The following is a 23,003-nucleotide window of genomic DNA, read 5'->3' on the forward strand; positions in this document are numbered from 1 at the left end:
CAGGGCTGGCTCCTACAGCGGCGTCGGACTCCGGTTAATCCTCCTTCCTCAATTCCCCTTCCACGAAGTGCGCGACCATGTCGCCCAGCCCCTTGACCAGTTCCTCGAAACCGATGGTGGGATTGGGTTCGCTCAGATAGCGCAGTACCGTGAAGACGCCGCCATTGATCATGATATAGCCCATGGCCGGCAGATTGCCCAGACGCGCCAGTTGCGGGTGATGAATCACATACTGCAATAGCAGGTTCATCAGCAGCCGCTGGATCGGCTCCATGTGATTGCGGGGCGCGAAGTAGGCGGCGTAGCTCATGTAACGCAGATAGCGGCCCTGGTTTTTTTCCAGCAGATCCCGGAACCCGAACAACAATTCCTTGATCAGGTCGCGGATTTCCATCCTCACCAGCGCCGGTGTCATCGGTTCCACCATGGCCACGACCTCCGCCACCATATGGTGGTGCATGGCTTCGAACACCTCCTCCTTATTGGCGAAGTATTCGTAAAGTGAGCCAACGCTTACTCCCGCCAGATCCGCTATATGGCGCGTGGTCGTGCCCTGCACCCCGTGCTCCGACAAGGACAGGAAGCCAGCCTCGACAATGGCATTGACGGTGGCTTTGGCGCGCGGCTGGCGGGGCGTGCGTGGCATCTGAGCTCCTCATTGGCGTTAGCGGCGGGAATCCGAATTGAATCCGAACAAACAGTCGGCTTAATTTGCCATTACTGAATGTAACGGTCAATTTGTCATCGTTGTCGCGAGGAGCCGGCATGCCCCAACAACATTTGTCCCATGGCGCCCGCGCGGTGGTAACCGGAGCAGGTAGCGGCATTGGTCGTGCGTTCGCGCTGGCTTTGGCCAAGCGTGGAGGCCATGTGGTCTGCGCCGATCTGAATATGGCCGCCGCCGAGGATACGGTGGCGATCATCGAACGGGCGGGTGGCCACGGTCTGGCTGTGTCCTGCGACGTGTCCGAGCTGGCGGCGGTGGAACGCCTTGCCGCCGAGGCCGTCGACTGGTTCGGCGAGTCTCCCAATCTGGTGATCAACAACGCCGGCGTCGGCGCCGGCGGCAAGGCCATCGGCGATATGTCGATGGCGGACTGGAAGTGGGTGCTGGATGTGAATATGTGGGGCGTGATCCACGGTTGCCACGTGTTCACACCGTTGCTGCGCGAGCTGCCGCGGGCGGGCGTGATCAATGTCTGTTCCACCGCCAGCTTCGCCGCCGCGCCGCGCATGGGCGCTTACAACACCAGCAAGGCCGCGGTGCTGGCGCTGTCGGAAACCCTGGCGGCGGAAAACGCCGGCAGCGGTCTGCGCGTGACCGCGCTGTGTCCCACCGTGGTGAAAACCAACATCTTCAGCGCCGGCCGTATCGATCAGGCGCTTACCCCGTTCATGGACCGGATTATCTCGCTCACCGGCGTATCCGCCGAGAGTGTGGCGGCCACGACTCTGAAAGCCCTCGATCGTGGCCGCTTCTATGTCATGCCGCAATTTGATGCCCGGCTGATCTGGCGTGCCAAACGCTTCCTGCCGGTGACCTACACCCGTGGCGCCAGCCTGCTAGGCAGGCTGGTCAGCGAACGCCTCAAAACCAACCCGGCTCAGTAACAGGCCCACTCAGTAACAGGAGAGCCAAAATGGCGAATATCGATCTGGATAAAATGCTGGCCAAGGTGAAAAGCAGCCAGTGGGCGTTGGCGGACATTGATTGGGACGCCCCTGGCGCGGACCTGATCACCGAAGAACAGTGGCCGAAACTGAAAGCGTTCATGGCCGACCTGATGTGGATCGAACATGTGGGCGCCCGCGGTTTCGCCGCTATGGCCAAGAAGGCGCCCGATGACACCCTCAAGCAAATCTATACCTATTTCCACGCCGAGGAGCAGCGCCACGCCAATGCGGAAATGGCACTGATGAAACGGTGGGGCATGCTCGATGGCGATGAGCTGCCGGAACCCAACAAGAACCTGAAGCTGGTGATCCAATGGCTGGATAAATACAGCGATGACATGCCGCTGGAAGTGCTGGGGTCGGTAATCCCGATGCTGGAGATTGCCCTGGATGGCGCGCTGTGCACCTTCCTGCTGGATACCGTGGACGATCCGGTGTGTCACCAGGCGTTTGCCCGTATCAACGACGATGAATCCCGGCATCTGGGGGTTGGCTTCCACGTTCTGGAAATGCAGGGGCGCGGTGACCTCTACATCAAGGCATTGAAAACCGTGGCCACGGTGCTCGATCCACGTCTGATTCTCGGCATCGCGTCCTATGTGCCGCTGCTGAATCGCATGCGTGACAACGTGGTGGCCATGGGGCTGAGCGAAGAGAAGCTCTATGCCTGCATGAAAAAGTTCGAGCGCATCGGCGGACGCACCGCGCAGGGGCGCCGCAATCCCTGGTATCAAATCATCAGCCGCCACGGCCGCATGGTGGTGAACCGCGATAACCGCGCTTATCACGCTCCGGTGGATCTGATGGTCCGGTTGACGGATTACATTCCGGAGCGGCTCATGCCCTCGCGAGTGCCCACCTGGGTCAAGGGCATCAGCTACCGGCCCACCGCCTGAGCCCGGATGCGCCATCCACTATCCGATTGTCTGATACATTGAACGGACCGCCATGAGCAACGAGAACGAGCAGAATCAGAACACCACCGCGCCGGCTCCAGCGGCGAAAAAGAAAAAGGCCGCCACCCGCAAGGCGGCAGCCAGGCCAGCTGCGAAAAAAGCCGCGGTGAAGCGTAAAGCCACGGCACGGAAGAAAGCCGTGGCCGCCAAATCCAGCCGCCGTAGCGACGCGCAAAGCAAACGCAATGCGGTGAAAGAGGCGTCCGTGGTCATCGTGGGCGCTGGTTTCGCCGGTCTGGGCATGGCGATCCGGCTTCGTCAGGCGGGCGTGGATGATTTCGTGCTGTTGGAGCGTGCCGACAAGGTGGGCGGCACCTGGCGTGACAACACCTATCCGGGCGCCGCCTGCGATATTCCTTCTCACTTGTATTCCTATTCCTTCGCGCCGAATCCGCATTGGTCCCGGCACTTTTCCGGCAGTGACGAGATCCTGGGTTACATCGAGCACCTGGTGAAACAGTACGGTTTGCGTGACAAGATTCACTTCCAGCAGGACGTCACCGATGCGCGCTTCGATGAAACGAAAGGCCAATGGCGTGTGGATACCCGCCAGGGCGATGTCTGGCAGGGGCGGGCGGTGGTCATGGCCCAGGGGCCGCTTTCCAATGCCAGCTTTCCGGACATCGAGGGCCTGACAGACTTTAAAGGCAAGCGCATCCATAGTGCCCGCTGGGATCACGATTACGATTTCTCCGGCAAGCGGGTGGCGGTGATTGGCACCGGTGCCAGCGCCGTGCAGATCATTCCGGAATTGGCGAAAACCGCCGGTACCCTGAAAGTGTTTCAGCGCACCCCGGCCTGGGTGATTCCACGCCCGGATTACGCCACTCCGGACTGGAACAAAGCGCTGTTCGAGAAGCTGCCACTGACCCGTAAGGCCATGCGCCAGGCGCTGTACTGGACGCATGAAACCATGGCGCTGGCGGTGATCTGGAATTCGCCGCTGACGCGTTTGGCGGAGCGGCTCAGCCTGATGCACCTGCGTAGCCAGGTGAAGGACGACTGGATGCGCCGGCAATTGACGCCGGATTTCCGCATCGGTTGTAAACGGGTTTTGCTCTCCAACGATTACTATCCTGCCCTGCAACGGGACAACGTGGACCTGATCACCTGGCCCATTGCCCGCATCGCCGAGAACGGTGTCCGCACCTGTGACGGCATCGAACACCAATTCGATTGCATCGTCTTCGCCACCGGCTTTGATGTGCCCAAGAGCGGCACGCCGTTCCCGATCCGTGGTCTCAATGGCCGTGAGCTGGGAGAGGAGTGGTCCGGCGGCGCGCGGGCCTACAAGAGCGTCAGTGTGGCAGGCTATCCGAACCTGTTCTTTACCTTCGGGCCCAACTCCGGTCCTGGTCATAATTCGGCGCTGGTTTATATGGAAGCGCAACTGGACTATGCGGTGGAGGGCATTCGCCGCATTCTCGATCATGACCTGAAGATCCTGGACGTGCGCGAGAGTGTGCAGCAGCGTCATAATCGCCATTTGCAAAAGCGGCTGGCCAGGACCAACTGGAACTCCGGGTGTAAAAGCTGGTATCTGACGGAGGATGGCTATAACGCCACCATGTACCCGGGCTTCGCCAGCCAGTACCGCCGTCAGATGTCCCGGTTCGTGGATCAGCACTATCGGCGGGTGCCGCAAACCGGGAGCGCGTGAGTCGGGGGGCTCTTATCAGGGAGGGAGAGCCGGCGGTCGGTGTTCCAGGACCGTGCTTCTCCGTGTCCTGGAATACCGACCGCCGGCTCTCCACGAGCTCTGAAACTCTTCGCTTCGAATCAACCCGGGCAACGAACCCGCTGTAGGAGCTTGCCCTGCAAGCGAATGGGTTCTCGGCTAAAAAATTCGCTTGCAGCGGCCCGCCGCCCGGACAAGCTCCTACAGCGGCCTTGTAGCCAGGTTTGTGGCACGACGAATCGTTCGAGGGCTATAAACGGTTTGCGTGTACTCTTTGAGACACGGCGCTACTGGCGCGGGACAGAGAGGAGCCTGAGGTGGAACTTTAGGAAAGCATGGAACTGATTCGCCGCTTTTCCAGAGCAGGGTTTGGCCTTGGGGAATCCACGCGCTCGCACAGCGAGGTCCTGGAAAAGGAAAAGAAGCGGAGATTGCCCGAGGAGTTCCGTTGCTATATCGACCAGTTCGCCCCTGAGCAGACCCAGCATTTCACCAAGGTGGGAAACCCGCTTTCGCTTTATGGCGGAGCGTCATTGTCCTGGGTAATGGACGGCTATAACTTCAACCGGGTAATCAATGAACCGATAGAGGACTGGCACCCGGACTGGTTTTTGTTCGCCGACGAAGGCGGCGACCCGGTCATTGTCGATCTGAGCGAGCGAGAGTCAAACTGCACGGTCTATCAGGCCATGCACGGTGCCGGCGCCTGGGATTTTGTTCCCATTGCTGACTCCATAGGCCAGTTTCTGGTCTGCTCCGCGGCGATGCATCATGCGCTGGAGGAAATTCCGGTCGATGATCCGATCATCGACGATGAGCGTGGTTTCAATCTCTGTGATCAATGCGCGGACTGGCTTTTTCCGTTCATGAAGACCCATGCCGGGCGGTATTATAACGACTGGGTATCGGTCTTCGACAATCATTAATACAGGAACTGACTTTGCAAGGTGGGGCATGGGACAACGCTTCAAACACATTGCGGACAGTGCTCTGGAACCTTGTGAAGGGACGGTCTGCCATCATTGCGAGTGTGAGGACCGTCCGATCTTCGAATACTCCGGCCGGATTGTTGATCCGAAGCTGGCCGCCGATCCGGCGTTGGCCGGGGAGGAGCCGGAAGTGTCGGAGTTATGTGCCAACTGTATTCTCGGCGGGAACGTGGTTCGTGACATGGATGACCGTTTGCGCGCCGTGGCCGACAAGCTCTCCGATGTCGAGCGGCTGTGGCGGGAGTTTCAGCAGTTGCCGGAAATACCGTTGTTTCTGAAGGGATTCGACTGGCCTTTGTGTTGTGGCGACTGGTGTGAGTTTGTCGGTTGCGCGGAAAATCATCAGCGTTTGATCGAGCGCCACGAGCAATCCCGAGCCTGGGATCGGGGGCTCACCGCCTATCGTCGTGATTTCAGGCGAGACGGGGCTCCGGAGTCCCTGCGGGAAGTCTCGTTCTTCCGCTGCCACCATTGCCGGCGGGAAACGCACATTGACCAGTTCACCTGATTCGAATGTCCCACTCAAATACCGGTAACCGCGAAATCCAGGGCCGCGATGATGTTTTCCCTGAAATGCGCAAGAGAACCGACGGGGGCATCGAGACGCTTCACCGGCAGGGAAGAAATCTGAGGTGTCAGCAACAGTAGCACCTCATCTTCAAAATGGATTTCCGGGGTCAGTCCCCGCATGGCCTGGTCGCCAAAGGCAGAGCACTTGGCCAACGGAATGACGATACGCGTGGCCAGATCCTCCAGAATGGAACTCTGTATATTCACCAGGTAGGGGTAGAGGGCTCGGCTGGTATTGCTCGGATTGCGGTAAACGTCGAACTGGGCCATCAAAATTCCCGAAACTCATCTCCGAAACAGCCGTGCTGCTCAACGCTCTCGTTATACGTCCTGATTGCTGCCCGGTTCTCCTCGACCCAGCGGGCGCCCTCGTGCCGGGCCAGTTCTTCCCTGAGTGCCCTCTCCAAAGTGGCCGACAAATTGATGTTGAGTGCCCGGGTCTTCTTGAGAAGGTCGCTGTTGATGGACAAGTTAGCTGCTTTTTTGGGGGCCGTGGTGTCGTAAATTTCGTGCATTGCAGCCTCCATGGGAGCTGTGGGTAACGTTTCTGAAGTGTATGCGCATTAGTATGCGCATACAAGGCGCTGGCGGCGGGACGCTCTGCCGTCGCCAGACATCACAGCGTGAAATACACCGCCGTGGCGCCGCGATTCTCCCGCGCCCGGCGCAGTTCATCCCGCGCCACGGTGCGCAGGTGCACTTCGTCCGGGCCGTCCATGAAGCGCAAGGCGCGGCCCCAGGTCCACAAATAGGCGAGCGGTGTATCGGGGCTGAGGCCCATGGCGCCGAAAATCTGCATGGCCCGGTCCAGTACCCGGGTTTGCAGGCGCGCGGCCACCACCTTGATGGCGGATACCGCCACCCTGGCGGCTGAATTCCCGTGGCGATCCATTTGCCAAGCCGCTTGCAGTACCAGCAAACGGGCCTGATCAATCTCCAGCCGGCTCTCGGCGATCCAGTCGCGAATATTGTCGAAATCGCACAGGAACTTGCCGAAGGCGCGCCGTTCCAAAGCCCGTTCACACATCATCTCCAGGGCCAGCTCGCATTGGCCGATGGTGCGCATGCAGTGGTGCACACGGCCCGGGCCGAGCCGGGCCTGAGCCATGGCGAAACCGGCGCCGGGCTCGCCGAGCAGAAACTCGACGGGCAGCCGCACCTGACGAAACAGCAACTCGCAGTGACCTTCCGGGGAGTGGTGCTGGAGGATGGGAATGTTGCGTTCCACACTCACGCCCGGGGTGTTGAGAGGCACCATGATCATGGAATGCTGGTGGTGGGGGCCGCCGCCTTCATGGTCATCGCAGCGCGCCAGCACGATGGCGAAGTCGCAGCGGGGGTGGGCGGCGCCGGTGATGAACCACTTGCGACCGTCCAGTACATAGTGATCGCCGTCCCGGCGCAGAGTGGTGGCGATGTTGGTGGCGTCGGAGGACGCCACGTCCGGCTCGCTCATGGCGAAACAGGATCTTACCTCGCCTTCCAGCAGGGGGCGCAGCCAGCGGTCGTACTGCGCCGGGGTGGCGAAACGGTGCAGTAATTCCATGTTGCCGGTGTCCGGAGCGCTGCAATTGAACACCTCCGCGGCCCACGGGATGCGGCCCATGATTTCCGCCAGCGGCGCGTAGTCCAGGTTGTCCAGGCGGGTGCCGGGTTCCTCCTCGCGAAGCTCAGGCAGGAACAGGTTCCACAGGCCGTCTTCCCGGGCCTGGAGCTTGAGCGGATCGATCACCGGCAGAGGGTATTCTCCGGCGTTGGCCAGCCGGTGCCATTCCGCGTTGCGGGGCATCACCCGGCGTCGCATGAACTGGTGCATCACGTCCTGGACCTGGCGGCTGTATTCGGAGAATTCGAACTCCATGGGGCGCTCCTCGCTGATTGGACTCTTCAGCCTAGGGCAGCGGGACGGCGGGCCTTTTGATGATGATCAAGAAAGCGGCCGGCACGGCGGGTTCGAGTGTGACCTACCGGCTGGCAGGTATGGCGGTCACTGTCATTTCCTTGTCACGGTAATCCCGCCGGGGGCCTGCCATAATCGAGCGGCTTTTTGCACTCCCCGGAGGTATCCATGAGTTCCCCCATGCTGGAACGGCTGGTGGCCGTGGCCTGTGACCAGGATTGTCAGGCCCTTGCATCGTTGATGGACCAACAGCAATTGACACCGGAACAGGTTCATTCCTTACGTGTGCTGATCAAGCGGCAGCGCGCGTTATGGCAACTGATGTCCACCCAGGGAGAGAGCAAACGCGCGCAGAAACAGGACAAGGCCCTGCGTGCCGGAGCCAGACTGCTGGCCGCTTCCCGTGATCGTCAGGTCACCGAAGAGACTCTGGCCACGTTGAAACAGACCACGCGGCGGGATTATGAGCTGGAGGCCCTGGAGCGGGTGATGGCCTGGCTGGCGGAGGAACAAAGCGATCCGGTGGCGCCGCCGGTGCCGGAAGCGCTGCCGCTGGTATTCCAGGAAGACCTGGACGCCTGGCAGGCACTCAAGCGCAAAGGGGAAGATCAGGATGTGATCCGCAAGGGTTACGTCACTTTGTATCGGCAATTACGCCAGCAAGCTCTGGAGACATTGTCCGAGGGCAAGGACGAGGACTGGCACCGCCTGCGCCGCGACGTGAAATACCTGCTGTATCAACTGGAACCCCTGGGCGGCACGCTGGCGGACGCCGAGGTGGATATAAAGCGGATCCGCAAGCTGGGCAGCCAGCTTGGCGACTTGCACGATCTGCATATGCTCGGTGACCAGTTGAAACGCCGGCTCAAGAAGACCGGAGACGCGGAGCTCCGTGAAGCCCTGGTCTGTGTGCGCCAACTGGCGGCCCGTCGCGAAGAGAGGGTGATGACGGAGTGCCGGCAGCGCACCCGCCGTGTGTTTGAACTGAAGCCGAAAATGCTGCGACAGGCCCTGGAGCAGCTTGCCCTTCCCATCTGAGTTTTCTCTGGAGGTGATCGGCTGTCGGAATGACCGCGGCGCCGGTCCGGTTCCGGCGTCCTCATGGCGCAAACGTCCTTTACATCAGTCAATGTCATGGACATTGGCCGCAGCGCCCCGATCGGGCCACCCGCTTGGCCGTAGCGCCGATGATTCGGCACCATCCGACCTTCCGATCCCCCTTGGGATACCCGCATTATGGGCCAATGTCACGAGCCACTGCCCCGCCCGCGCGAGGAGGACGGCTCAGCCCATACGGCGGAGAGAATCATGTCCAACAACCACTTCGATGTTCTGATCATTGGCGCCGGCCTGTCCGGTATCGGCGCCGCCTGTCATTTGAGCCGCCAATGCCCGGAGCGCAGCTACGCCATCATCGAGCGCCGTGAACGCATGGGAGGCACCTGGGACCTGTTCCGTTACCCGGGTATCCGTTCCGACTCGGACATGTTCACCCTGGGCTACAACTTCCGCCCCTGGACCGAAGCGAAGGTGCTGGCGGACGGGCCGTCGATCCGTAATTACATTGTCGACACCGCCAAGGAATACAAGGTCGAGGATAAAATCCGCTACGGCCGCAAGATGACCGGCGCGCGCTGGTCGTCATCACAGAACCGCTGGACCGTGGACCTGGTCCGTGAGGAAGACGGCAGTGCCGAGCAGGTCACCTGCCAGTTCCTCTATTGCTGCACCGGTTACTATAACTACGATGCCGGCTATACCCCGGACTTTCCCGGCGTGGACGACTTCAAAGGTCAACTGGTCCATCCGCAGAAATGGCCCGAGGACCTGGATTACTCCGGCAAGAAGGTCGTGGTGATTGGCAGTGGCGCCACCGCTGTGACGCTGGTGCCGGCGATGGCGGACAAAGCCGGCAGCATTACCATGTTGCAGCGTTCGCCCACCTATGTGGCCACGGTGCCGCAGGAAGACCCGATCTCCGCCAATCTGCGCCGATTTCTGCCGGAAATGGCGGTGTACCGTCTGGCCCGGGCGCGCAATATCGCGCTGCAGCGCATGGTCTTCAAGCTGTCCAAGCAGCGGCCGAAGCTGGTGCGGCGCGCCCTGCTGGCCGCCGCCCGCCGTCAGTTGGGCTCCGAGTTCGACATGACCCACTTCAAACCCCAGTACAACCCCTGGGACGAGCGCCTGTGCGCGGTCCCCAACGGCGATTTGTTCAAGGTGCTGCGCAAGGGCAAGGCGGACGTGGTGACCGATCATATCGATACCTTCACCGAGAAAGGCATCCGTTTGAAATCCGGCAAGGAACTGGAGGCCGACATCATCATTACCGCCACCGGTCTGGACCTGCAGCTGCTGGGCGGCGCCAGCCTGACCGTGGACGGCGAAGAGGTGGTGCCCAAGGACACCCTGGTGTATCGCGGGCTGATGCTGCGTGACGTGCCCAATATGGCGCTGGTGTTCGGTTACACCAACTCCTCCTGGACACTGAAAGCGGATCTGGTCAGCGAGTATGTTTGCCGCCTGCTCAACTACATGGCGCGCAATGGCATTGAGCGGGTCACGCCGCGTGACCAGGAAGGCTGCGATACCGACGACAATTTCGTCGGCTTGCAATCCGGTTATGTACAGCGCGCCGCCGACCGTCTGCCCCGCCAGGGCAGCAAGGCGCCCTGGCAGGTGCTGAACAACTACTTCAAGGATTTGCCGGCGCTGCGGTTCGGGCGCATCGAGGACGACACTCTGGAGTTCTCACCGGCCCCGGCCAGCCGTCGTCGCGGTGGTTTGCTGGCGATGCTGCGGAGCTGACAGACCGGTATCGAGGGTTCTTGGCTGTATGAAGGGCCATGGAGTCCTGGGGCGTAGTTGTTCGCTGCCAAGGCAGCTCCCACAGGCCCTAGTTCAGCAGTTCAGCCTGATCCTTGTCGCGCACCCCGATCAGATAGAGGATGCCGTCCAGGCCCAGCGTGGAGATGGACTGCTCGGCATTCTTTTTTACCAGCGGCTTGGCGCGGAAGGCGATACCAAGACCCGCGGCGCCCAGCATGGGCAGATCGTTGGCGCCGTCGCCCACGGCGATAACCTGCTCCAGGTTGATGTTTTCCTGCTTGGCGATCTGTTTGAGCAGTTCCGCCTTGCGTTCGCCGTTGACGATCTGGCCCACCACCCGGCCAGTGACTTTGCCGTCCTCGATTTCCAGTTCGTTGGCGTAGACGTAGTCGATGTTCAGGGTGCGCTTGAGCCATTCGCCGAACCAGGTAAAGCCGCCGGATAGAATGGCGGTGCGGTAGCCCAGTGCCTTGAGGGTGGGGATCAGGCGCTGGGCCCCTTCGGTCAGTTCCAGGCGGTCGCGCACTCGTTCCAGGGCACCTTCGTCCAGCCCCTTGAGCAGGGCCACGCGGGAGCGGAAGCTTTCATTGAAGTCCAGTTCACCGCGCATGGCCCGTTCAGTGATGGCGGCTACCTGCTCGCCGACGCCGGCCTCGGCGGCCAGTTCATCGATCACTTCCGAGCGGATCAGGGTGGAATCCATGTCGAATACCACCAGCCGCCGATTACGGCGGAAAGCACTGTCGCGCTGGAAGGCGATGTCCAGGTTGCGCTCGTTGGCGATGGACAGAAAAGCGGCGCGCATGGCCGCCGCGTCCCGGGGTTCGCCGCGCACCGAGATTTCCACGCAGGCGCGGGTGTCCGGGTTTTCCTGCTCGCCTTCCAGGCGAACCCGGCCGGACAGGCGGGTCATGCTGTCGATGTTGAGGCCATTGTCGGCCACCACGGTGGTGACTTCGGCCAGCTGTTCGGCGGTGATCTTGCGTGACAGCAGGGTAATGATGTGGCGGTCCTTGCCCTGGCCGGCCACCCATTCCTCGTAGCGGTCCTCGTCGATGGGACGGAAGCGCACCGAAATATTACGTTTGTGGGCCTCGAACAACAGGTCCTTGAGCAGCGGCGATGCTTCCCCTTCCGGTGGCACCTCCACCAGAATGCCCAGGGACAGGGTGTCGTGGATCACCGCCTGGCCGATATCCAGTACGTTCACCTGGTAGCGGCCCAGTATCGCGGTGAAGGCCGCGGTCAAGCCAGGCCGGTCATTGCCGGATACCTGGATGAGAATGATCTCGCGCACTAACTGTGGTCCTTGGTAAAAGGTCGGCGTAGCGTAGCAAAAAGCGTCGGCCAGCGGCAGCCCGGTTTGGCGCCATGAACAGACTCTAAACAGGTATACTCGGCCCCGCGATTCGCCCAACAGGAAATACGGATCATGTCCCTTTGGCAACGATGGCGCCCGTGGCTGCGCCAGGAGCGCGTTCTGCTGGTGGAACTGGCCACCATGCTGCTGATGGCGCTGGTGATCGGCGTCTACTTTCTTGAGCACTTTTCCGCCCGTCTGGAGGAGCAACAGCGGCAGGAACTGACCTCCCTGGCCCGACAGACCGCCCTGCGCGCGGCCGAGTCCATGGTCAGTGATGACCTTATCAGCCTCAATGTCATCGCTCGTGAGACCCGCGCTCTGGACACCGTCAGTGAGGCGCGCTTCCTCAGTGTGGCCCGGCAGCCGCTGGCCGGCGGCGAGCTGCCGTCGGCGGCCACGGTGAGAGTGGAGGTTCCGGTGGCGTTGGCGGATGGCGAACCGGCTGGAGCCCTGGTGCTGGCGGCCCGTCCGAGCACCGCCCGCGAGGGGCTGGAATCCGGCTATGTGCTGGTAGTGCTGGGCGTGTTGCTGTTGCGGGTGGCCGGGGAAGTCATGTGGCGGCGAATCCAGCGGGGCCAGCCCGCCCGGGCCAACGGCGAAACGCCGGTAGAGGATTTGGACAACGGCGGCGCTGAAGCGCTGGACGGCGCTCCACCGTCCATCGTGTTCCGGCGTCCGCAAGGCAATGGCGGGCCGGGCGGCAGCGATTTGCGCCTGAGCATCGTCAATTTCGATCACTTCCGACAACGCTATACCGCCGATGCCCTGCGGGCCTTGCTGGACGACTATCACCATCTGCTGAGTGAAGTGGCGCGCCTGTACGGCGGCCAGGTGGAGCGTGGCCTCGGCGACCGTGCGCTGGTGCGCTTCCCGGGGCAGCCGTTGTCATCCACCTCCTTCGCGGCGCTGTGCGCGGGCTTGTTGTTCCTGCGCCTGGCGCGGTTGCAGGGGCCCCGCCGCAAGGCGCATCAAGCGCCGGCGTTGGAGTTCAAGGCGCTGGTGTGTGATGACTTTGGGGAAGAGGAAAGCTGGGCACTGTGCGTGGCCGGCGTGCCCGGCCGGTTGCAGGTGCCGGAAAGCCAGCTCACCCGCGGCGAGCTGGATGTGAAGGCCCTGTATCAACCGGAGCGGGCGCTGACGGTGATGGCCGGCGAGCGCCAGGTGCGGCTGCAGCCGGTGGAGCAATTGGCTTATCGCTATCAGGCGCTGTTGCGCAGTCAGGCGGAAGCGGTGATGGGCGACGGGTTGGGTTCCGGCCCGGCCGGCGAGGACGGCGTTTCGCCGAGCAGGTAATCGTTCATGGCCGAGGCGATGCGCTGCGGCAGATCGGGCATGCCCTGATTGCCGAACAAGCGGTTGAACTCCAGCACATAAGGGTGGCCATCCACCCAGGCCACGTCGAAGCCGGCGTAATCGATGCCGAGGCGCAGGGCCAGATCGTGCACCAGCGCCACCGCGGCCTCCGGCACCGGCAGGTCATGACGTACACGGCCGCCGCGTGCCACGTTATTGAGGAACCCCTCGCCCTCGCGCCAGTAAGCGGCGATCACCTTACGACCCACCACCACCACGCGCAGATCGCGCACGATCGGCAGCAGCTTCTGGATGTAGAGCACGTCGTTTTGCGCGGCGAACGCCTGTAATTGCTGGCGGTTCTCGATCAGGAAAACGCCCTCGCCACGGCTGGAACGGGCTTGTTTGCCCACGAACGGGAACGTCCAGGTGTCCAGGATACGGCTCACCGAAGTGCTGTCGGAGGGCAATATCTCGGTGGCAGGCAGATGTTGCGGGCAGGCCAGTTCCAGGGCCCGGGTCATTTCGATCTTGTCATGGCCGAGATGATAGGATGCCGGGCTGGGGAAAATCGGCCGACGCAGCACGTAGTGCAGGCCATGCAGCTGCCAATAGGCGGGGAACAGCAGCCAGTCGGCTTCACTCAACTCGCTCACATGGGCAGCGGCATGTTCCGGTTTGATGTAGCGAACCGAAGCCAACCCCAAAGTGCGGAAGGGATCAAAGGTGATCAGTTTCAACGCAGGACAGCACCATTTAGCCGTAACGGACGATTTTATAGGGCCAAATCGGGTGTCTCGGCAAGCAAATTCAGCGCTGTCCCGCGGCGGTGATTCAGCCCGGCCGGCGGCACTCCGGCGGCAGTGACAGGGGGCCGCCTTGGTGCTGTTCCAGCAGGCGTAGAAAATCCTTGCCAACGCCACGCCCCCGGGTGGACGGATGCACCACCATCCACAGCAGCGCCTCGCCGTCCAGGGCGGCCACCGCCACCGGCTGGCCGTTGAAATGGGCGCCGGCGATGGTGTGTCCCGCGGCGATGGCCTGGCGCAGCGCCCGGGCGTGGTCGGGATCATCGCGCAGGGTCTTGGCGAAAGTGTCGTTGACGCTGTCACTGGCGGCATGAATCTGGAGCTGAATCGGCATGCGGTCTCCCGGAGGCGGTAAAAAAAGTCCGTGCCCGGCCGGTCTCGGCGGGCCACGTAGGCTAAAGGGTCGGTTCCCTAGTATACTACCCGCCTAAGAGCCTGTTTATGATCTCTACGCCACCGCGCCGGAGTTCATTTTTTCGTCAGGTCGTGATTCCGGTTGTGCGGTGTAGTCAATCTACATAAACAAGCGTAATCGCGGGCTGGCGGCAAAAGGGACCCGGCCCTTCGGGTTGCGCTGGAAAAGCCGCCAGACGACGCTGCGGCCTTTGACTTTGGACCCACCAGAGCCTGCAGTCCGCAACGCCGTCTGGCGGCTTTTCCAGCGGCAACGCGGCGGCGTAGAGATCATAAACAGGCTCTCACATTGGAGGTACCGATGAGCGAACGTCGCGCCACTGTCGAGCGCAACACACTGGAAACCCAGATCCGGGTCGCCGTGAATCTGGATGGCACCGGCACCTGTAAGCTGGACACCGGCCTGCCGTTTCTGGAGCACATGCTGGATCAGGTGGCACGCCACGGTCTGATCGACCTGGACATCGTCGCCAACGGGGATTTGCATATCGATGCCCACCACACCGTGGAGGATATCGGTATTACCCTGGGGCAGGCGCTGTCCCGGGCCTGGGGCGACAAAAAAGGCATTCGCCGTTATGGCCACGCCTATGTGCCCCTGGATGAAGCCCTGTCCCGGGTGGTGATCGATCTGTCCGGCCGTCCCGGCCTGGAAATGCATGTGCCGTTCACCCGCGGCATGATCGGCGGCTTCGACGTGGATCTGTTCCACGAGTTCTTCCAGGGGCTGGTGAACCACGCCATGATCACCGTGCACGTGGACAACCTGCGCGGCAAGAACGCTCACCACCAGGCGGAAACCGTGTTCAAGGCCTTTGGCCGCGCGCTGCGTGTGGCGGTGGAGAGGGATCCGCGCATGGGTGACATCACTCCCAGCACCAAGGGCACCTTGACGGAAACCGAATGAGGAACCCAGGTATGAGTGAAACCGTCGCCGTGGTCGATTACGGCATGGGAAATCTGCACTCCGCCGGCAAGGCGCTGGAGAAAGTGGCTTCCGGTCAGCGCATCGTGATTACCGGTGACCCGGACCAGGTTCGCCATGCGGACCGGGTGGTGTTTCCCGGTGTCGGTGCCATTCGTGACTGTATCCGGGTGATCACCGAGACCGGGCTGGACCGGGCCATTCTCGATGTGATTGACGCGCGCAAACCGCTGCTCGGTGTTTGTGTGGGCATGCAGGCGCTGCTGGATCACAGTGAGGAAAACGACGGCGTCGACTGCCTGGGTGTCTTCAACGGCCGGGTGGCCCATTTTGGTGAGCAGTACGGGGAAACCGGAAACCGCCTGAAAGTGCCGCACATGGGTTGGAACGAGGTGCGTCAGATGCACCCGCACCCGATGTGGGCCGGCATTGCCGACAACAGCCGTTTTTATTTCGTGCACAGCTACTGTGCCGTGGACGTGCCGGAAGAGAATATCTCCGGCATGTGTCACTACGGCCGCGATTTCGCCGCCGCGGTGATCAAGAAAAATGTCTTCGCGGTGCAGTTCCACCCGGAAAAAAGCGCCGACGCTGGCCTGCAACTGTTGGAAAATTTCCTGCGCTGGCAGCCCTGAGGTCGTCGTCCGGCCGAACAAACCGCCGATACACGTTGATAGAAAGAGACTTTGATGCAACTGATTCCCGCCATCGACCTGAAAGACGGTAAGTGCGTACGCCTGAAGCAAGGGCGCATGGAAGACGACACCGTCTTCTCCGAAGACCCGGTGGCCGTCGCCACTCACTGGGTGGAACGGGGCGCCCGCCGCCTGCACCTGGTGGACCTGAACGGGGCCTTTGCTGGCGAGCCGGTGAATGGCGAGATCGTCAAGGCCATCGCCAAGGCCCACCCGGACCTGCCGATCCAGATTGGCGGTGGCATCCGTACCCCGGAAATCATCCAGACCTACCTGGACGCCGGGGTGCAGTGGGTGATCATCGGCACCAAGGCCGTCAATGAGCCGGCCTTCGTCAAGGAAATGTGTCAGCGTTTTCCCGGCCATATCATCGTCGGCCTGGACGCCAAGGACGGCAAAGTGGCCACCGACGGTTGGGCCAACGTCACCGATGTGGATGTGATCGACCTGGCCCGGCAATTCGAGAACGACGGTGTCTCCGCCATCGTTTACACCGACATCAGCCGTGATGGCATGCTGCAGGGTGTGAATGTGGAAGCGACCGTGCGGCTGGCCCGGTCCATGAGCATCCCGGTGATCGCCTCCGGTGGCATCACCAATCTGGACGACGTGCGCAACCTGTGCGCGGTGGCGGACCAGGGCATCAGCGGCGCCATCACCGGCCGTGCCATTTACGAGAACACCCTGGACTTCGCCGAAGGCCAGGCGCTGTCCGACCAGCTCACCGGCGCCTGAGCGCGGAGACAACCATGAGCCTTGCCAAACGTATCATCCCCTGCCTGGACGTGGATGCCGGCCGCGTGGTCAAGGGTGTCCAGTTCGTCGATATCCGCGACGCCGGTGACCCGGTGGAAGTGGCGCGCCGTTATAATGAAGCCGGGGCGGACGAGATTACCTTCCTGGACATTACCGCCAGCCACGAAGGGCGGGACACCACCCTGGAAACCGTGGAGCGCATGGCCAGTCAGGTGTTCATCCCGCTCACCGTGGGCGGTGGCGTGCGCACCCTGGAAGATATTCGTAATCTGCTCAATGCCGGCGCCGACAAGGTCAGTATCAACTCGGCGGCGGTGAAGAATCCGGAATTTGTCCATGAGGCCGCGCAGCGGTTCGGCTCCCAGTGCATCGTGGTGGCCATCGATGCCAAGAAAGTCAGCGGCGAAAGCGAGAACAATCGCTGGGAGATTTTCACCCACGGCGGCCGCAAGCCCACCGGTATCGATGCGGTGGAATGGGCTCGGCGCATGACCGATTACGGCGCCGGTGAAATCCTGCTGACCAGCATGGATCGTGACGGTACCAAAAACGGTTTTGATATCGCCCTGACCCGGGCCATCGCCGATGCGGTGCCGGTGCCGGTGATTGCCTCCGGTGGCGTCGGCAATTTGCAACACCTGGTGGACGGCGTGATCCAGGGCGGCGCCGATGCGGTGCTGGCGGCGTCGATCTTCCACTTCGGCGAATACAGCATTGCCGAAGCCAAGCAATACATGCAGCAGGCCGGCATTGAGATGCGCCTGTGAGTGAAGCGGCGCCGTGTATCTGGGTGGACGCGGACGCCTGTCCTGGCGCCATCAAGGAAGTGTTGTTCCGAGCCGCCCAGCGTCGTCATCTGCACACCCGGCTGGTGGCGAACCACACCATGCGCGTGCCCCGCTCCCCGTTTATCCGTTTGATCCAGGTTCCCTCCGGCTTTGATGCCGCCGACGATTACATCGCCGAACAAGTCAGCCCTGGTGATCTGGTGATCACCGCGGACGTGCCACTGGCGGACCGGATCGTGGCGGCGGGCGCCACTGGTCTCAATCCGCGTGGCACCCTTTACACCAGGGAGACGGTGCGCGAGCATCTCAACCGCCGGGACTTCATGGAAGAGATGCGCTCCGCCGGTCTTGCCAGCGGCGGCCCCTCGGCACTGGACAAGCGCCAGGTCCAGGCCTTCGCCAACGCCCTCGACCGGTTCCTCGCCACGGCGCGATAAGGCTGCCGTAGGAGCCTGTTTGCAGGCGAATGGGCCTTCAGGCCCCCAGAATCGCTTGTAGCGGGCCCGCCGCCCGAACAGACTGAGAGCCCGTTCCCATGCTGAAAATCTCCAACAACGTGACCATCCCCGAAGCGGAGATCGAATGGCATGCCATCCGTGCCCAGGGCGCGGGCGGCCAGAACGTCAATAAAGTGTCTTCCGCTATCCATTTGCGCTTTGACGTGCGGGCATCGACCTTGCCCGAGTTCTACAAGGAGCGGCTGCTGGCCTTGGCGGACCAGCGCATCACCGCCGACGGTGTCATCGTGATCAAGGCACAGCGATACCGGACCCAGGAAAAGAATCTGGACGATGCCTTGCAGAGATTGCGTGCGCTGATTCTCGACGCCACCGTGGTGCATAAGAAACGCAAGCCCACCCGTCCGTCGAAATCGGCGCGCAACAAACGCATGGACAAGAAAACGCGGCACGGCCAGACCAAGGCGCTGCGCGGCAAGGTGCGCCCCTGATTCCCCGATCCCCACTGTTCCGATTCAAGGAAGGATGTCCATGATGCTCCGATTAGCGATGCTGGCCGGTGTGCCGGCCCTCTTGTTGAGCGCGCTGGCTGGCGCCGATACCCGTGCCCTGGACAATGACTGGTTTTTGACTGACGGCGATCCGGCCTTCCGGTTGCACTGGCCTCTTGAGCAAACGGACTCAGGCTGGCGGGTAGTGATCGACAAGCCCGACGGCACTCTGTTTTTCAAGAGCCAGATCGCCGATCCGGAGGCGCTACACCTGCTTAACACCAGCAACCGCCGTGGCCCCTTCGCCTATTACCATGATAACGGCCAGGTGGAACTGGAAGGCCACTATGATGACCAGGGAAGAATCACCGGCCAGTCCATCTTCTACTGGGACAATGGCAATGCCCGGGAAATTCGTGACTACTTGCCAGAGGGTTACCATGTGCTCAAGGCCTTCCATGAGAACGGTGGCCTGGCCATGGAGGCGTTGCCGGACAAGGGCGAACGCACTGGCCGGGAGAAGCACTACCGGAAAGACGGGTCGTTGCGGTCCCGCCTCTACACCCGGCCCGCTGAACAGGGCGGCCTGGCGGATGTGCGGCTGAACTACGACCCACAGGGCAACATTGTTGCCCGCGTGGAAGCCAATGATGACGTCCAGGTCAGCGAGACGATCAAGGACAGTCACTTGGTGGAACGTCTCACCTTCGACCGGGCCGGAACCTGGTCGCTCCGGGAGCGCTTCAACGAAGACGGTGATCTGATACGGCGGGACCGGAATCTGTTGCCCGGCTACCAGCGGGACGGGGAACAGATTTTTGTCACCGACGAGGGCGTGCGCCGGGTATCCCATTACCGCAAGGGTAAGCGGCATGGCGCTTCCTCCAGCCGTCGGGGGGACACCTGGCTGGCACAGGGCTTCTACCGGAACGATCAGCCGGTGGGGCGCTGGTTCAAGGTGGATGAGGACACCGGCGAGGTCACCGTGACCCGCTACGATGACCAGGGCAGGTTCCTGGGCCGTTATCACATCGGCGCCGATCTGGTGGTTCATGGCGACGACGGCAAACCGATGGCGCCGGCGGCGCTGGGCGAAGTCGAACGCAGTCTGCCTCCGGTGGGTACCTCCTGGCTGTACCAGTTCAATGACGCCCAACCGGTGACCTTGACGCTCACGGCGATAAACGGCGACAGGGCCGATTATGAAGTGGGAGAGGGCGGCATCACGCTTCGGGAGGACCTGAACGCCTATCAACCAGAGAGCGCCGAGGCTGGCCCCACTCTGCGCTTTCCGCTGCATCCCGGCGATGTGTGGCGCTATGACACCGAGTCCACGGTGGAGGTGCCGGTGTCAAAGGGGGGGCGCTGGCAATACCGCTACCGGACCCGGGTGATCAGCCGGGTGGATGCCCTGGAAAAAATTCAGGTGGGCGCCGGTACCTTCGCCGCCTTGCGCATCAGCCGCGAAATTGCCTGGCGCAAGGACCAGGCTCGTGGCGAAGGGGAGGGCCTGGATAACATCCGCAACGGCGGCGATGGTCTGGTGGAGGGCTTCACCCGCGAGTTGCTCTGGTATGCCCCGGAAGCCGGTCGAGTGGTGCTTAAGGCGCACATGGAATCCGGTGACCCGAATCTGCTCCATCGTCCCGCCGCGCAACTGCTGGACAATGCCGCCACCTGGTTCACCGAGTTGCGGGCACTGACCGGGCCTGGCGGGAAATCGCATCCCGGCGAGCCCCGTTACGCGCGCGAACCGCGGGCAGGCTGGATCGGTTTCGCAATGCATGCCAACGATACCTGGGAATATCGGATGCAGAATCACGCGGTTGAATGAGGCGGCGTGGCCATGTTCGCGGGGTAAAGGTACGATCGTCCTAATAATGACAAGAGGACGAGCGCATGGATCAGGCAACATTGATTGCGGTGGGGCTGCCGGCGGCCCTGTTTTTGATCATGGTGGGTATGGGGTTGACCCTGACCCCCAAGGATTTTCGTGAAGTGCTGGTGGCGCCCCGGGCCACCTTGTATGGCTTGGTGGCCCAGATCCTGCTGTTGCCGATGGTCGGTGTGGGGCTGGCGCTGTGGCTGGACCTGTCACCGGCGCTGGCGGTGGGGCTGGTGGTGATCGCGGCCTGTCCCGGCGGTACCACTTCCAATCTGTTTGCCTTTCTCGGCCGGGGTGACGTGGCGCTGTCCATTGTCCTCACGGTGGCGGCAAGTCTGATCACCATTGTCACCCTGCCGATGTTCACCAGTTGGGCGCTCGGCCATTTCCAGGATAGCGAGCGGGTGCTGGAATTACCGGTACTGCGCACCATCATTACTCTGTTCGTCATCATCCTGATCCCGGTGATGCTCGGCATGACCTTGCGCCATTTCCGCCGTGACTGGGCGGAGAAAGGCGAAAAACTGGTGAGCGTGTTTGGTCTGCTGGTGCTGGTGGCGGTGATTGCCCTGCTGCTGATTGATCTCGGAGAAGAAGCGCTGGTATTGCTCAAACAGGGCGGGGCGGCGGTGATTCTGCTGAATGTCATTGGCCTGGCACTGGGCATGCTGGGAGGACGCTTGATCGGTCTGGACCGCCCCCAGGCGTTCACCGTGGCGATCGAGCTGGGGATCAAGAACGGTACCTTGGGGCTGATGATCACCTTGACCATGCTGCAGTCCGAGGCAATGTCGGTGCCGGCTGCGGTGTACGGGGTGCTGATGTTCCTGTTCGGTTTCCTGATGCTGGGATACAGCCGGGTAACCGGAATCGGCCGGCCACGGACGGCGACGTAGCCGGCGGTAATGCACCGGGTGCACGCACCGGGTGCATGAAATTTGCACCCGATATGGGCATGGCCCGGGGCGGACCGGTGACGCCGGTCCGTCTTCCGGGGCTCCCTCCATGTGCCTGGTTGTCGCCAGTCAGAGCGGCCTAATTCCTTGTTCTGTAAATAAAAAACATTGAGGGCGGGGGCGAGAGGGCGGCCCCCCGTCACCATCCTCCGGGGCCATGGCTGGCCGTGGCATGGTCCTTGCGAGTTGCGGTGTGTTCTGGTGAGGAATTCAGACCATGCACACTGATAAAGCAACCCGATTGCAACTTTTTGATCTGCGCCTGGTACAGACCCGGGTGTTCCATCTGACCTGGATGGCGTTCTTCGTCTGCTTTTTCGCGTGGTTCGCCTGCGCTCCCCTGATGCCGGTGATTCGCGGTGAATTCGATCTGACCACCAAGCAGATCGCCAACATCAACATCGCCGCCGTGGCGATCACCATCCTGGTCCGGCTGATCATCGGTCCCCTCTGTGACCGGTACGGGCCGCGCAAGACCTACACCGGCCTGATGCTGCTCGGTGCCATTCCGGTGTTCGGCGTGGCGGCGGCGCAGAGCTATGAGAGCTTTCTGTTCTTCCGTCTTCTGATCGGTGCCGTGGGCGCCAGCTTCGTGATCACCCAGTACCACACTTCGGTGATGTACGCGCCCAACGTGGTGGGCACCGCCAATGCGGCGGCGGCGGGATGGGGCAACGCCGGTGGCGGCGCCGCCCAGGCGCTGATGCCACTGGTGCTTGGCGCGGTGCTGATGTTTGGCGTTGGTGAAGTCTTTGGCTGGCGACTGGCTCTGCTGGTACCCGGGGTGTTGATGCTGGTGATGGCGTTTCTTTACTGGCGCTTCACCCAGGATTGCATGGACGGTAACTACAGTGAGCTGCGGGCCGCCGGCAAGGTTCCGGACACCGGCAAGAAAGGCGGCTGGGACAGCTTCAAGCTGGCCGCTGGCAACTATCGCGTATGGATGTTGTTCGTCACCTACGGCGCCTGTTTCGGTGTTGAGATTTTCATGCACAACGTGGTCGCCACCTATTTTCTCGATAACTTCGACCTGTCATTGAAAACCGCCGGACTGGTGGCCGGCAGCTTTGGCTTGCTGGCCCTGTTCGCCCGTGCTCTCGGCGGCTGGGTTTCCGATCAGGTGGCACGCCGGGGCGGCCTGGATGCGCGTGCCCTGGTGCTGTTCGTGCTCATCGTTGGTGAGGGGCTGGGGCTGCTGCTGTTCTCGCTGATGGACAGTTTCCAGCTGGCGGTGCTGTCGATGCTCGCCTTCGGCCTGTTCACCCATATGGCCTGCGGCGCCACCTACGCCCTGGTGCCGTTCATCGACCGTCAGGCGCTCGGTGGCGTGGCCGGCATTATCGGCGCCGGCGGTAACGTGGGCGCGGTGGCCGCCGGCTTTCTGTTGCTGTGGGTGGGTGAAGTACGGCACACCCTGTTCATCCTCGGCGCTTTGGTGCTGGTCAGCGCCCTGTGCGCCATCGCCGTGCGTTTCTCCGCCGCGCATAAAGCCCGTGAAGAAGAACTTTACCAGGAAGCCCTGGCGCAGCGGTCCGCCCAGGTTGCCGGCGGTAACGCCTGAGACACCGGATCCG

The 23,003-nt window shown here is 62.0% G+C and carries 24 protein-coding genes; 17 read left to right on the plus strand and 7 right to left on the minus strand.

What is annotated here, in order from left to right; genetic code table 11:
- Positions 1-34: 34 nt before the first annotated feature.
- A complete protein-coding gene (locus RYH70_RS02730) occupies positions 35-646 on the minus strand; it encodes a TetR/AcrR family transcriptional regulator (protein ID WP_022994346.1) in 612 nt (203 codons plus the stop codon).
- Positions 647-765: 119 nt separating this feature from the next.
- On the opposite strand from RYH70_RS02730, the gene RYH70_RS02735 reads away from it, so the two are divergent.
- The 5 genes from RYH70_RS02735 (at position 766) to RYH70_RS02755 (ending at position 5,805) form a co-directional block, all read left to right on the plus strand.
- A complete protein-coding gene (locus RYH70_RS02735) occupies positions 766-1,611 on the plus strand; it encodes an SDR family NAD(P)-dependent oxidoreductase (protein WP_035450518.1) in 846 nt (281 codons plus the stop codon).
- A 29-nt stretch (positions 1,612-1,640) separates the two neighbouring features.
- The gene (locus RYH70_RS02740; RefSeq protein WP_022994348.1) at positions 1,641-2,570 is read left to right on the plus strand and encodes a reductase; all 930 of its coding nucleotides are present in this window, start codon (positions 1,641-1,643) and stop codon (positions 2,568-2,570) included.
- A gap of 52 nt (positions 2,571-2,622) precedes the next feature.
- On the plus strand, positions 2,623-4,290 hold the full coding sequence (locus tag RYH70_RS02745; RefSeq protein ID WP_284455082.1) for a flavin-containing monooxygenase: 1,668 nt from the start codon (positions 2,623-2,625) through the stop codon (positions 4,288-4,290).
- A gap of 353 nt (positions 4,291-4,643) precedes the next feature.
- Positions 4,644-5,234, plus strand: a complete 591-nt coding sequence (locus tag RYH70_RS02750; RefSeq protein WP_317009750.1) for an SMI1/KNR4 family protein — start codon at positions 4,644-4,646, stop codon at positions 5,232-5,234.
- Positions 5,235-5,262: 28 nt separating this feature from the next.
- Positions 5,263-5,805 (plus strand): hypothetical protein, encoded by a 543-nt coding sequence (locus tag RYH70_RS02755; protein WP_317009751.1) that lies wholly within the window; start codon positions 5,263-5,265, stop codon positions 5,803-5,805.
- Between the two features lie 14 nt (positions 5,806-5,819).
- On the opposite strand, the gene RYH70_RS02760 is transcribed toward RYH70_RS02755, so the two are convergent.
- The 3 genes from RYH70_RS02760 to RYH70_RS02770 form a co-directional block, all read right to left on the minus strand.
- Positions 5,820-6,137, minus strand: coding sequence for a CcdB family protein (locus RYH70_RS02760; RefSeq protein ID WP_317009752.1), 318 nt, complete (start codon positions 6,135-6,137; stop codon positions 5,820-5,822).
- A complete protein-coding gene (locus RYH70_RS02765) occupies positions 6,137-6,382 on the minus strand; it encodes a type II toxin-antitoxin system CcdA family antitoxin (protein ID WP_317009753.1) in 246 nt (81 codons plus the stop codon). The genes RYH70_RS02760 and RYH70_RS02765 overlap by 1 nt, the downstream gene beginning before the upstream one ends.
- A gap of 101 nt (positions 6,383-6,483) precedes the next feature.
- Positions 6,484-7,728, minus strand: a complete 1,245-nt coding sequence (locus tag RYH70_RS02770; protein ID WP_317009754.1) for an acyl-CoA dehydrogenase family protein — start codon at positions 7,726-7,728, stop codon at positions 6,484-6,486.
- A gap of 207 nt (positions 7,729-7,935) precedes the next feature.
- Here RYH70_RS02770 and RYH70_RS02775 point away from each other — a divergent pair, with 207 nt between their 5' ends.
- Positions 7,936-8,805 (plus strand): CHAD domain-containing protein, encoded by an 870-nt coding sequence (locus RYH70_RS02775; protein WP_055098709.1) that lies wholly within the window; start codon positions 7,936-7,938, stop codon positions 8,803-8,805.
- 270 nt (positions 8,806-9,075) lie between these two features.
- Positions 9,076-10,575 carry a flavin-containing monooxygenase gene (locus RYH70_RS02780; RefSeq protein WP_022994356.1) on the plus strand — a complete coding sequence of 500 codons (1,500 nt, stop codon included), beginning with the start codon at positions 9,076-9,078 and terminating at the stop codon, positions 10,573-10,575.
- A gap of 88 nt (positions 10,576-10,663) precedes the next feature.
- Here RYH70_RS02780 and serB read toward each other — a convergent pair whose 3' ends face one another.
- Entirely contained in the window at positions 10,664-11,893 is a 1,230-nt protein-coding gene (gene serB, locus RYH70_RS02785) for a phosphoserine phosphatase SerB (protein ID WP_022994357.1), read from the minus strand.
- Between the two features lie 135 nt (positions 11,894-12,028).
- Between serB and RYH70_RS02790 the strand changes: the two genes are divergently transcribed.
- Complete coding sequence (locus RYH70_RS02790; protein ID WP_022994358.1) at positions 12,029-13,252, plus strand: nucleotidyl cyclase domain-containing protein; 1,224 nt, start codon at positions 12,029-12,031, stop codon at positions 13,250-13,252.
- Here the strand turns inward: RYH70_RS02790 and RYH70_RS02795 are convergent.
- Complete coding sequence (locus tag RYH70_RS02795; RefSeq protein ID WP_022994359.1) at positions 13,177-13,992, minus strand: ATP-grasp domain-containing protein; 816 nt, start codon at positions 13,990-13,992, stop codon at positions 13,177-13,179. The two genes, RYH70_RS02790 and RYH70_RS02795, sit on opposite strands and share 76 nt — an antisense overlap.
- A 94-nt stretch (positions 13,993-14,086) precedes the next feature.
- Complete coding sequence (locus tag RYH70_RS02800; protein WP_022994360.1) at positions 14,087-14,395, minus strand: GNAT family N-acetyltransferase; 309 nt, start codon at positions 14,393-14,395, stop codon at positions 14,087-14,089.
- A gap of 381 nt (positions 14,396-14,776) precedes the next feature.
- Between RYH70_RS02800 and hisB the strand changes: the two genes are divergently transcribed.
- From hisB to RYH70_RS02845, 9 genes are all read left to right on the plus strand, one after another.
- A complete protein-coding gene (gene hisB / locus RYH70_RS02805) occupies positions 14,777-15,382 on the plus strand; it encodes an imidazoleglycerol-phosphate dehydratase HisB (RefSeq protein ID WP_022994361.1) in 606 nt (201 codons plus the stop codon).
- An 11-nt stretch (positions 15,383-15,393) separates the two neighbouring features.
- Positions 15,394-16,035, plus strand: coding sequence for an imidazole glycerol phosphate synthase subunit HisH (gene hisH / locus RYH70_RS02810; RefSeq protein WP_022994362.1), 642 nt, complete (start codon positions 15,394-15,396; stop codon positions 16,033-16,035).
- Positions 16,036-16,089: 54 nt separating this feature from the next.
- Positions 16,090-16,830, plus strand: a complete 741-nt coding sequence (hisA, locus tag RYH70_RS02815) for a 1-(5-phosphoribosyl)-5-[(5-phosphoribosylamino)methylideneamino]imidazole-4-carboxamide isomerase (protein ID WP_317009755.1) — start codon at positions 16,090-16,092, stop codon at positions 16,828-16,830.
- Positions 16,831-16,844: 14 nt separating this feature from the next.
- Complete coding sequence (gene hisF, locus RYH70_RS02820) at positions 16,845-17,618, plus strand: imidazole glycerol phosphate synthase subunit HisF (protein ID WP_022994364.1); 774 nt, start codon at positions 16,845-16,847, stop codon at positions 17,616-17,618.
- Positions 17,615-18,076, plus strand: a complete 462-nt coding sequence (locus RYH70_RS02825; protein ID WP_022994365.1) for a YaiI/YqxD family protein — start codon at positions 17,615-17,617, stop codon at positions 18,074-18,076. Before hisF ends, RYH70_RS02825 begins: the two co-directional genes overlap by 4 nt.
- 98 nt (positions 18,077-18,174) lie before the next feature.
- Positions 18,175-18,588 (plus strand): alternative ribosome rescue aminoacyl-tRNA hydrolase ArfB, encoded by a 414-nt coding sequence (gene arfB / locus RYH70_RS02830; protein WP_022994366.1) that lies wholly within the window; start codon positions 18,175-18,177, stop codon positions 18,586-18,588.
- Positions 18,589-18,628: 40 nt separating this feature from the next.
- The gene (locus RYH70_RS02835) at positions 18,629-20,422 is read left to right on the plus strand and encodes a toxin-antitoxin system YwqK family antitoxin (protein WP_317009756.1); all 1,794 of its coding nucleotides are present in this window, start codon (positions 18,629-18,631) and stop codon (positions 20,420-20,422) included.
- A gap of 65 nt (positions 20,423-20,487) precedes the next feature.
- Positions 20,488-21,369, plus strand: a complete 882-nt coding sequence (locus RYH70_RS02840; RefSeq protein ID WP_022994368.1) for a bile acid:sodium symporter family protein — start codon at positions 20,488-20,490, stop codon at positions 21,367-21,369.
- A 277-nt stretch (positions 21,370-21,646) separates the two neighbouring features.
- The gene (locus RYH70_RS02845) at positions 21,647-22,990 is read left to right on the plus strand and encodes an MFS transporter (RefSeq protein WP_317009757.1); all 1,344 of its coding nucleotides are present in this window, start codon (positions 21,647-21,649) and stop codon (positions 22,988-22,990) included.
- Positions 22,991-23,003 lie beyond the last annotated feature (13 nt).

The organism is Alloalcanivorax xenomutans (assembly GCF_032810065.1).
GTDB classification, from domain to species: Bacteria; Pseudomonadota; Gammaproteobacteria; order Pseudomonadales; family Alcanivoracaceae; genus Alloalcanivorax; species Alloalcanivorax xenomutans.

Bases quoted from the DNA above. Each gene is read 5' to 3' on its own strand.
- hisB (WP_022994361.1), top strand. From the start codon at position 14,777: ATGAGCGAACGTCGCGCCACTGTCGAGCGCAACACACTGGAAACCCAG.
- RYH70_RS02740 (WP_022994348.1), top strand. From the start codon at position 1,641: ATGGCGAATATCGATCTGGATAAAATGCTGGCCAAGGTGAAAAGCAGC.
- hisF (WP_022994364.1), top strand. From the start codon at position 16,845: ATGAGCCTTGCCAAACGTATCATCCCCTGCCTGGACGTGGATGCCGGC.
- hisH (WP_022994362.1), top strand. From the start codon at position 15,394: ATGAGTGAAACCGTCGCCGTGGTCGATTACGGCATGGGAAATCTGCAC.
- RYH70_RS02745 (WP_284455082.1), top strand. From the start codon at position 2,623: ATGAGCAACGAGAACGAGCAGAATCAGAACACCACCGCGCCGGCTCCA.
- RYH70_RS02845 (WP_317009757.1), top strand. From the start codon at position 21,647: ATGCACACTGATAAAGCAACCCGATTGCAACTTTTTGATCTGCGCCTG.
- RYH70_RS02735 (WP_035450518.1), top strand. From the start codon at position 766: ATGCCCCAACAACATTTGTCCCATGGCGCCCGCGCGGTGGTAACCGGA.
- RYH70_RS02730 (WP_022994346.1), bottom strand. From the start codon at position 646: ATGCCACGCACGCCCCGCCAGCCGCGCGCCAAAGCCACCGTCAATGCC.
- RYH70_RS02770 (WP_317009754.1), bottom strand. From the start codon at position 7,728: ATGGAGTTCGAATTCTCCGAATACAGCCGCCAGGTCCAGGACGTGATG.
- RYH70_RS02775 (WP_055098709.1), top strand. From the start codon at position 7,936: ATGAGTTCCCCCATGCTGGAACGGCTGGTGGCCGTGGCCTGTGACCAG.
- arfB (WP_022994366.1), top strand. From the start codon at position 18,175: ATGCTGAAAATCTCCAACAACGTGACCATCCCCGAAGCGGAGATCGAA.
- RYH70_RS02750 (WP_317009750.1), top strand. From the start codon at position 4,644: ATGGAACTGATTCGCCGCTTTTCCAGAGCAGGGTTTGGCCTTGGGGAA.
- RYH70_RS02800 (WP_022994360.1), bottom strand. From the start codon at position 14,395: ATGCCGATTCAGCTCCAGATTCATGCCGCCAGTGACAGCGTCAACGAC.
- RYH70_RS02760 (WP_317009752.1), bottom strand. From the start codon at position 6,137: ATGGCCCAGTTCGACGTTTACCGCAATCCGAGCAATACCAGCCGAGCC.
- RYH70_RS02765 (WP_317009753.1), bottom strand. From the start codon at position 6,382: ATGCACGAAATTTACGACACCACGGCCCCCAAAAAAGCAGCTAACTTG.
- RYH70_RS02840 (WP_022994368.1), top strand. From the start codon at position 20,488: ATGGATCAGGCAACATTGATTGCGGTGGGGCTGCCGGCGGCCCTGTTT.
- RYH70_RS02790 (WP_022994358.1), top strand. From the start codon at position 12,029: ATGTCCCTTTGGCAACGATGGCGCCCGTGGCTGCGCCAGGAGCGCGTT.
- RYH70_RS02755 (WP_317009751.1), top strand. From the start codon at position 5,263: ATGGGACAACGCTTCAAACACATTGCGGACAGTGCTCTGGAACCTTGT.
- RYH70_RS02835 (WP_317009756.1), top strand. From the start codon at position 18,629: ATGATGCTCCGATTAGCGATGCTGGCCGGTGTGCCGGCCCTCTTGTTG.
- RYH70_RS02780 (WP_022994356.1), top strand. From the start codon at position 9,076: ATGTCCAACAACCACTTCGATGTTCTGATCATTGGCGCCGGCCTGTCC.
- hisA (WP_317009755.1), top strand. From the start codon at position 16,090: ATGCAACTGATTCCCGCCATCGACCTGAAAGACGGTAAGTGCGTACGC.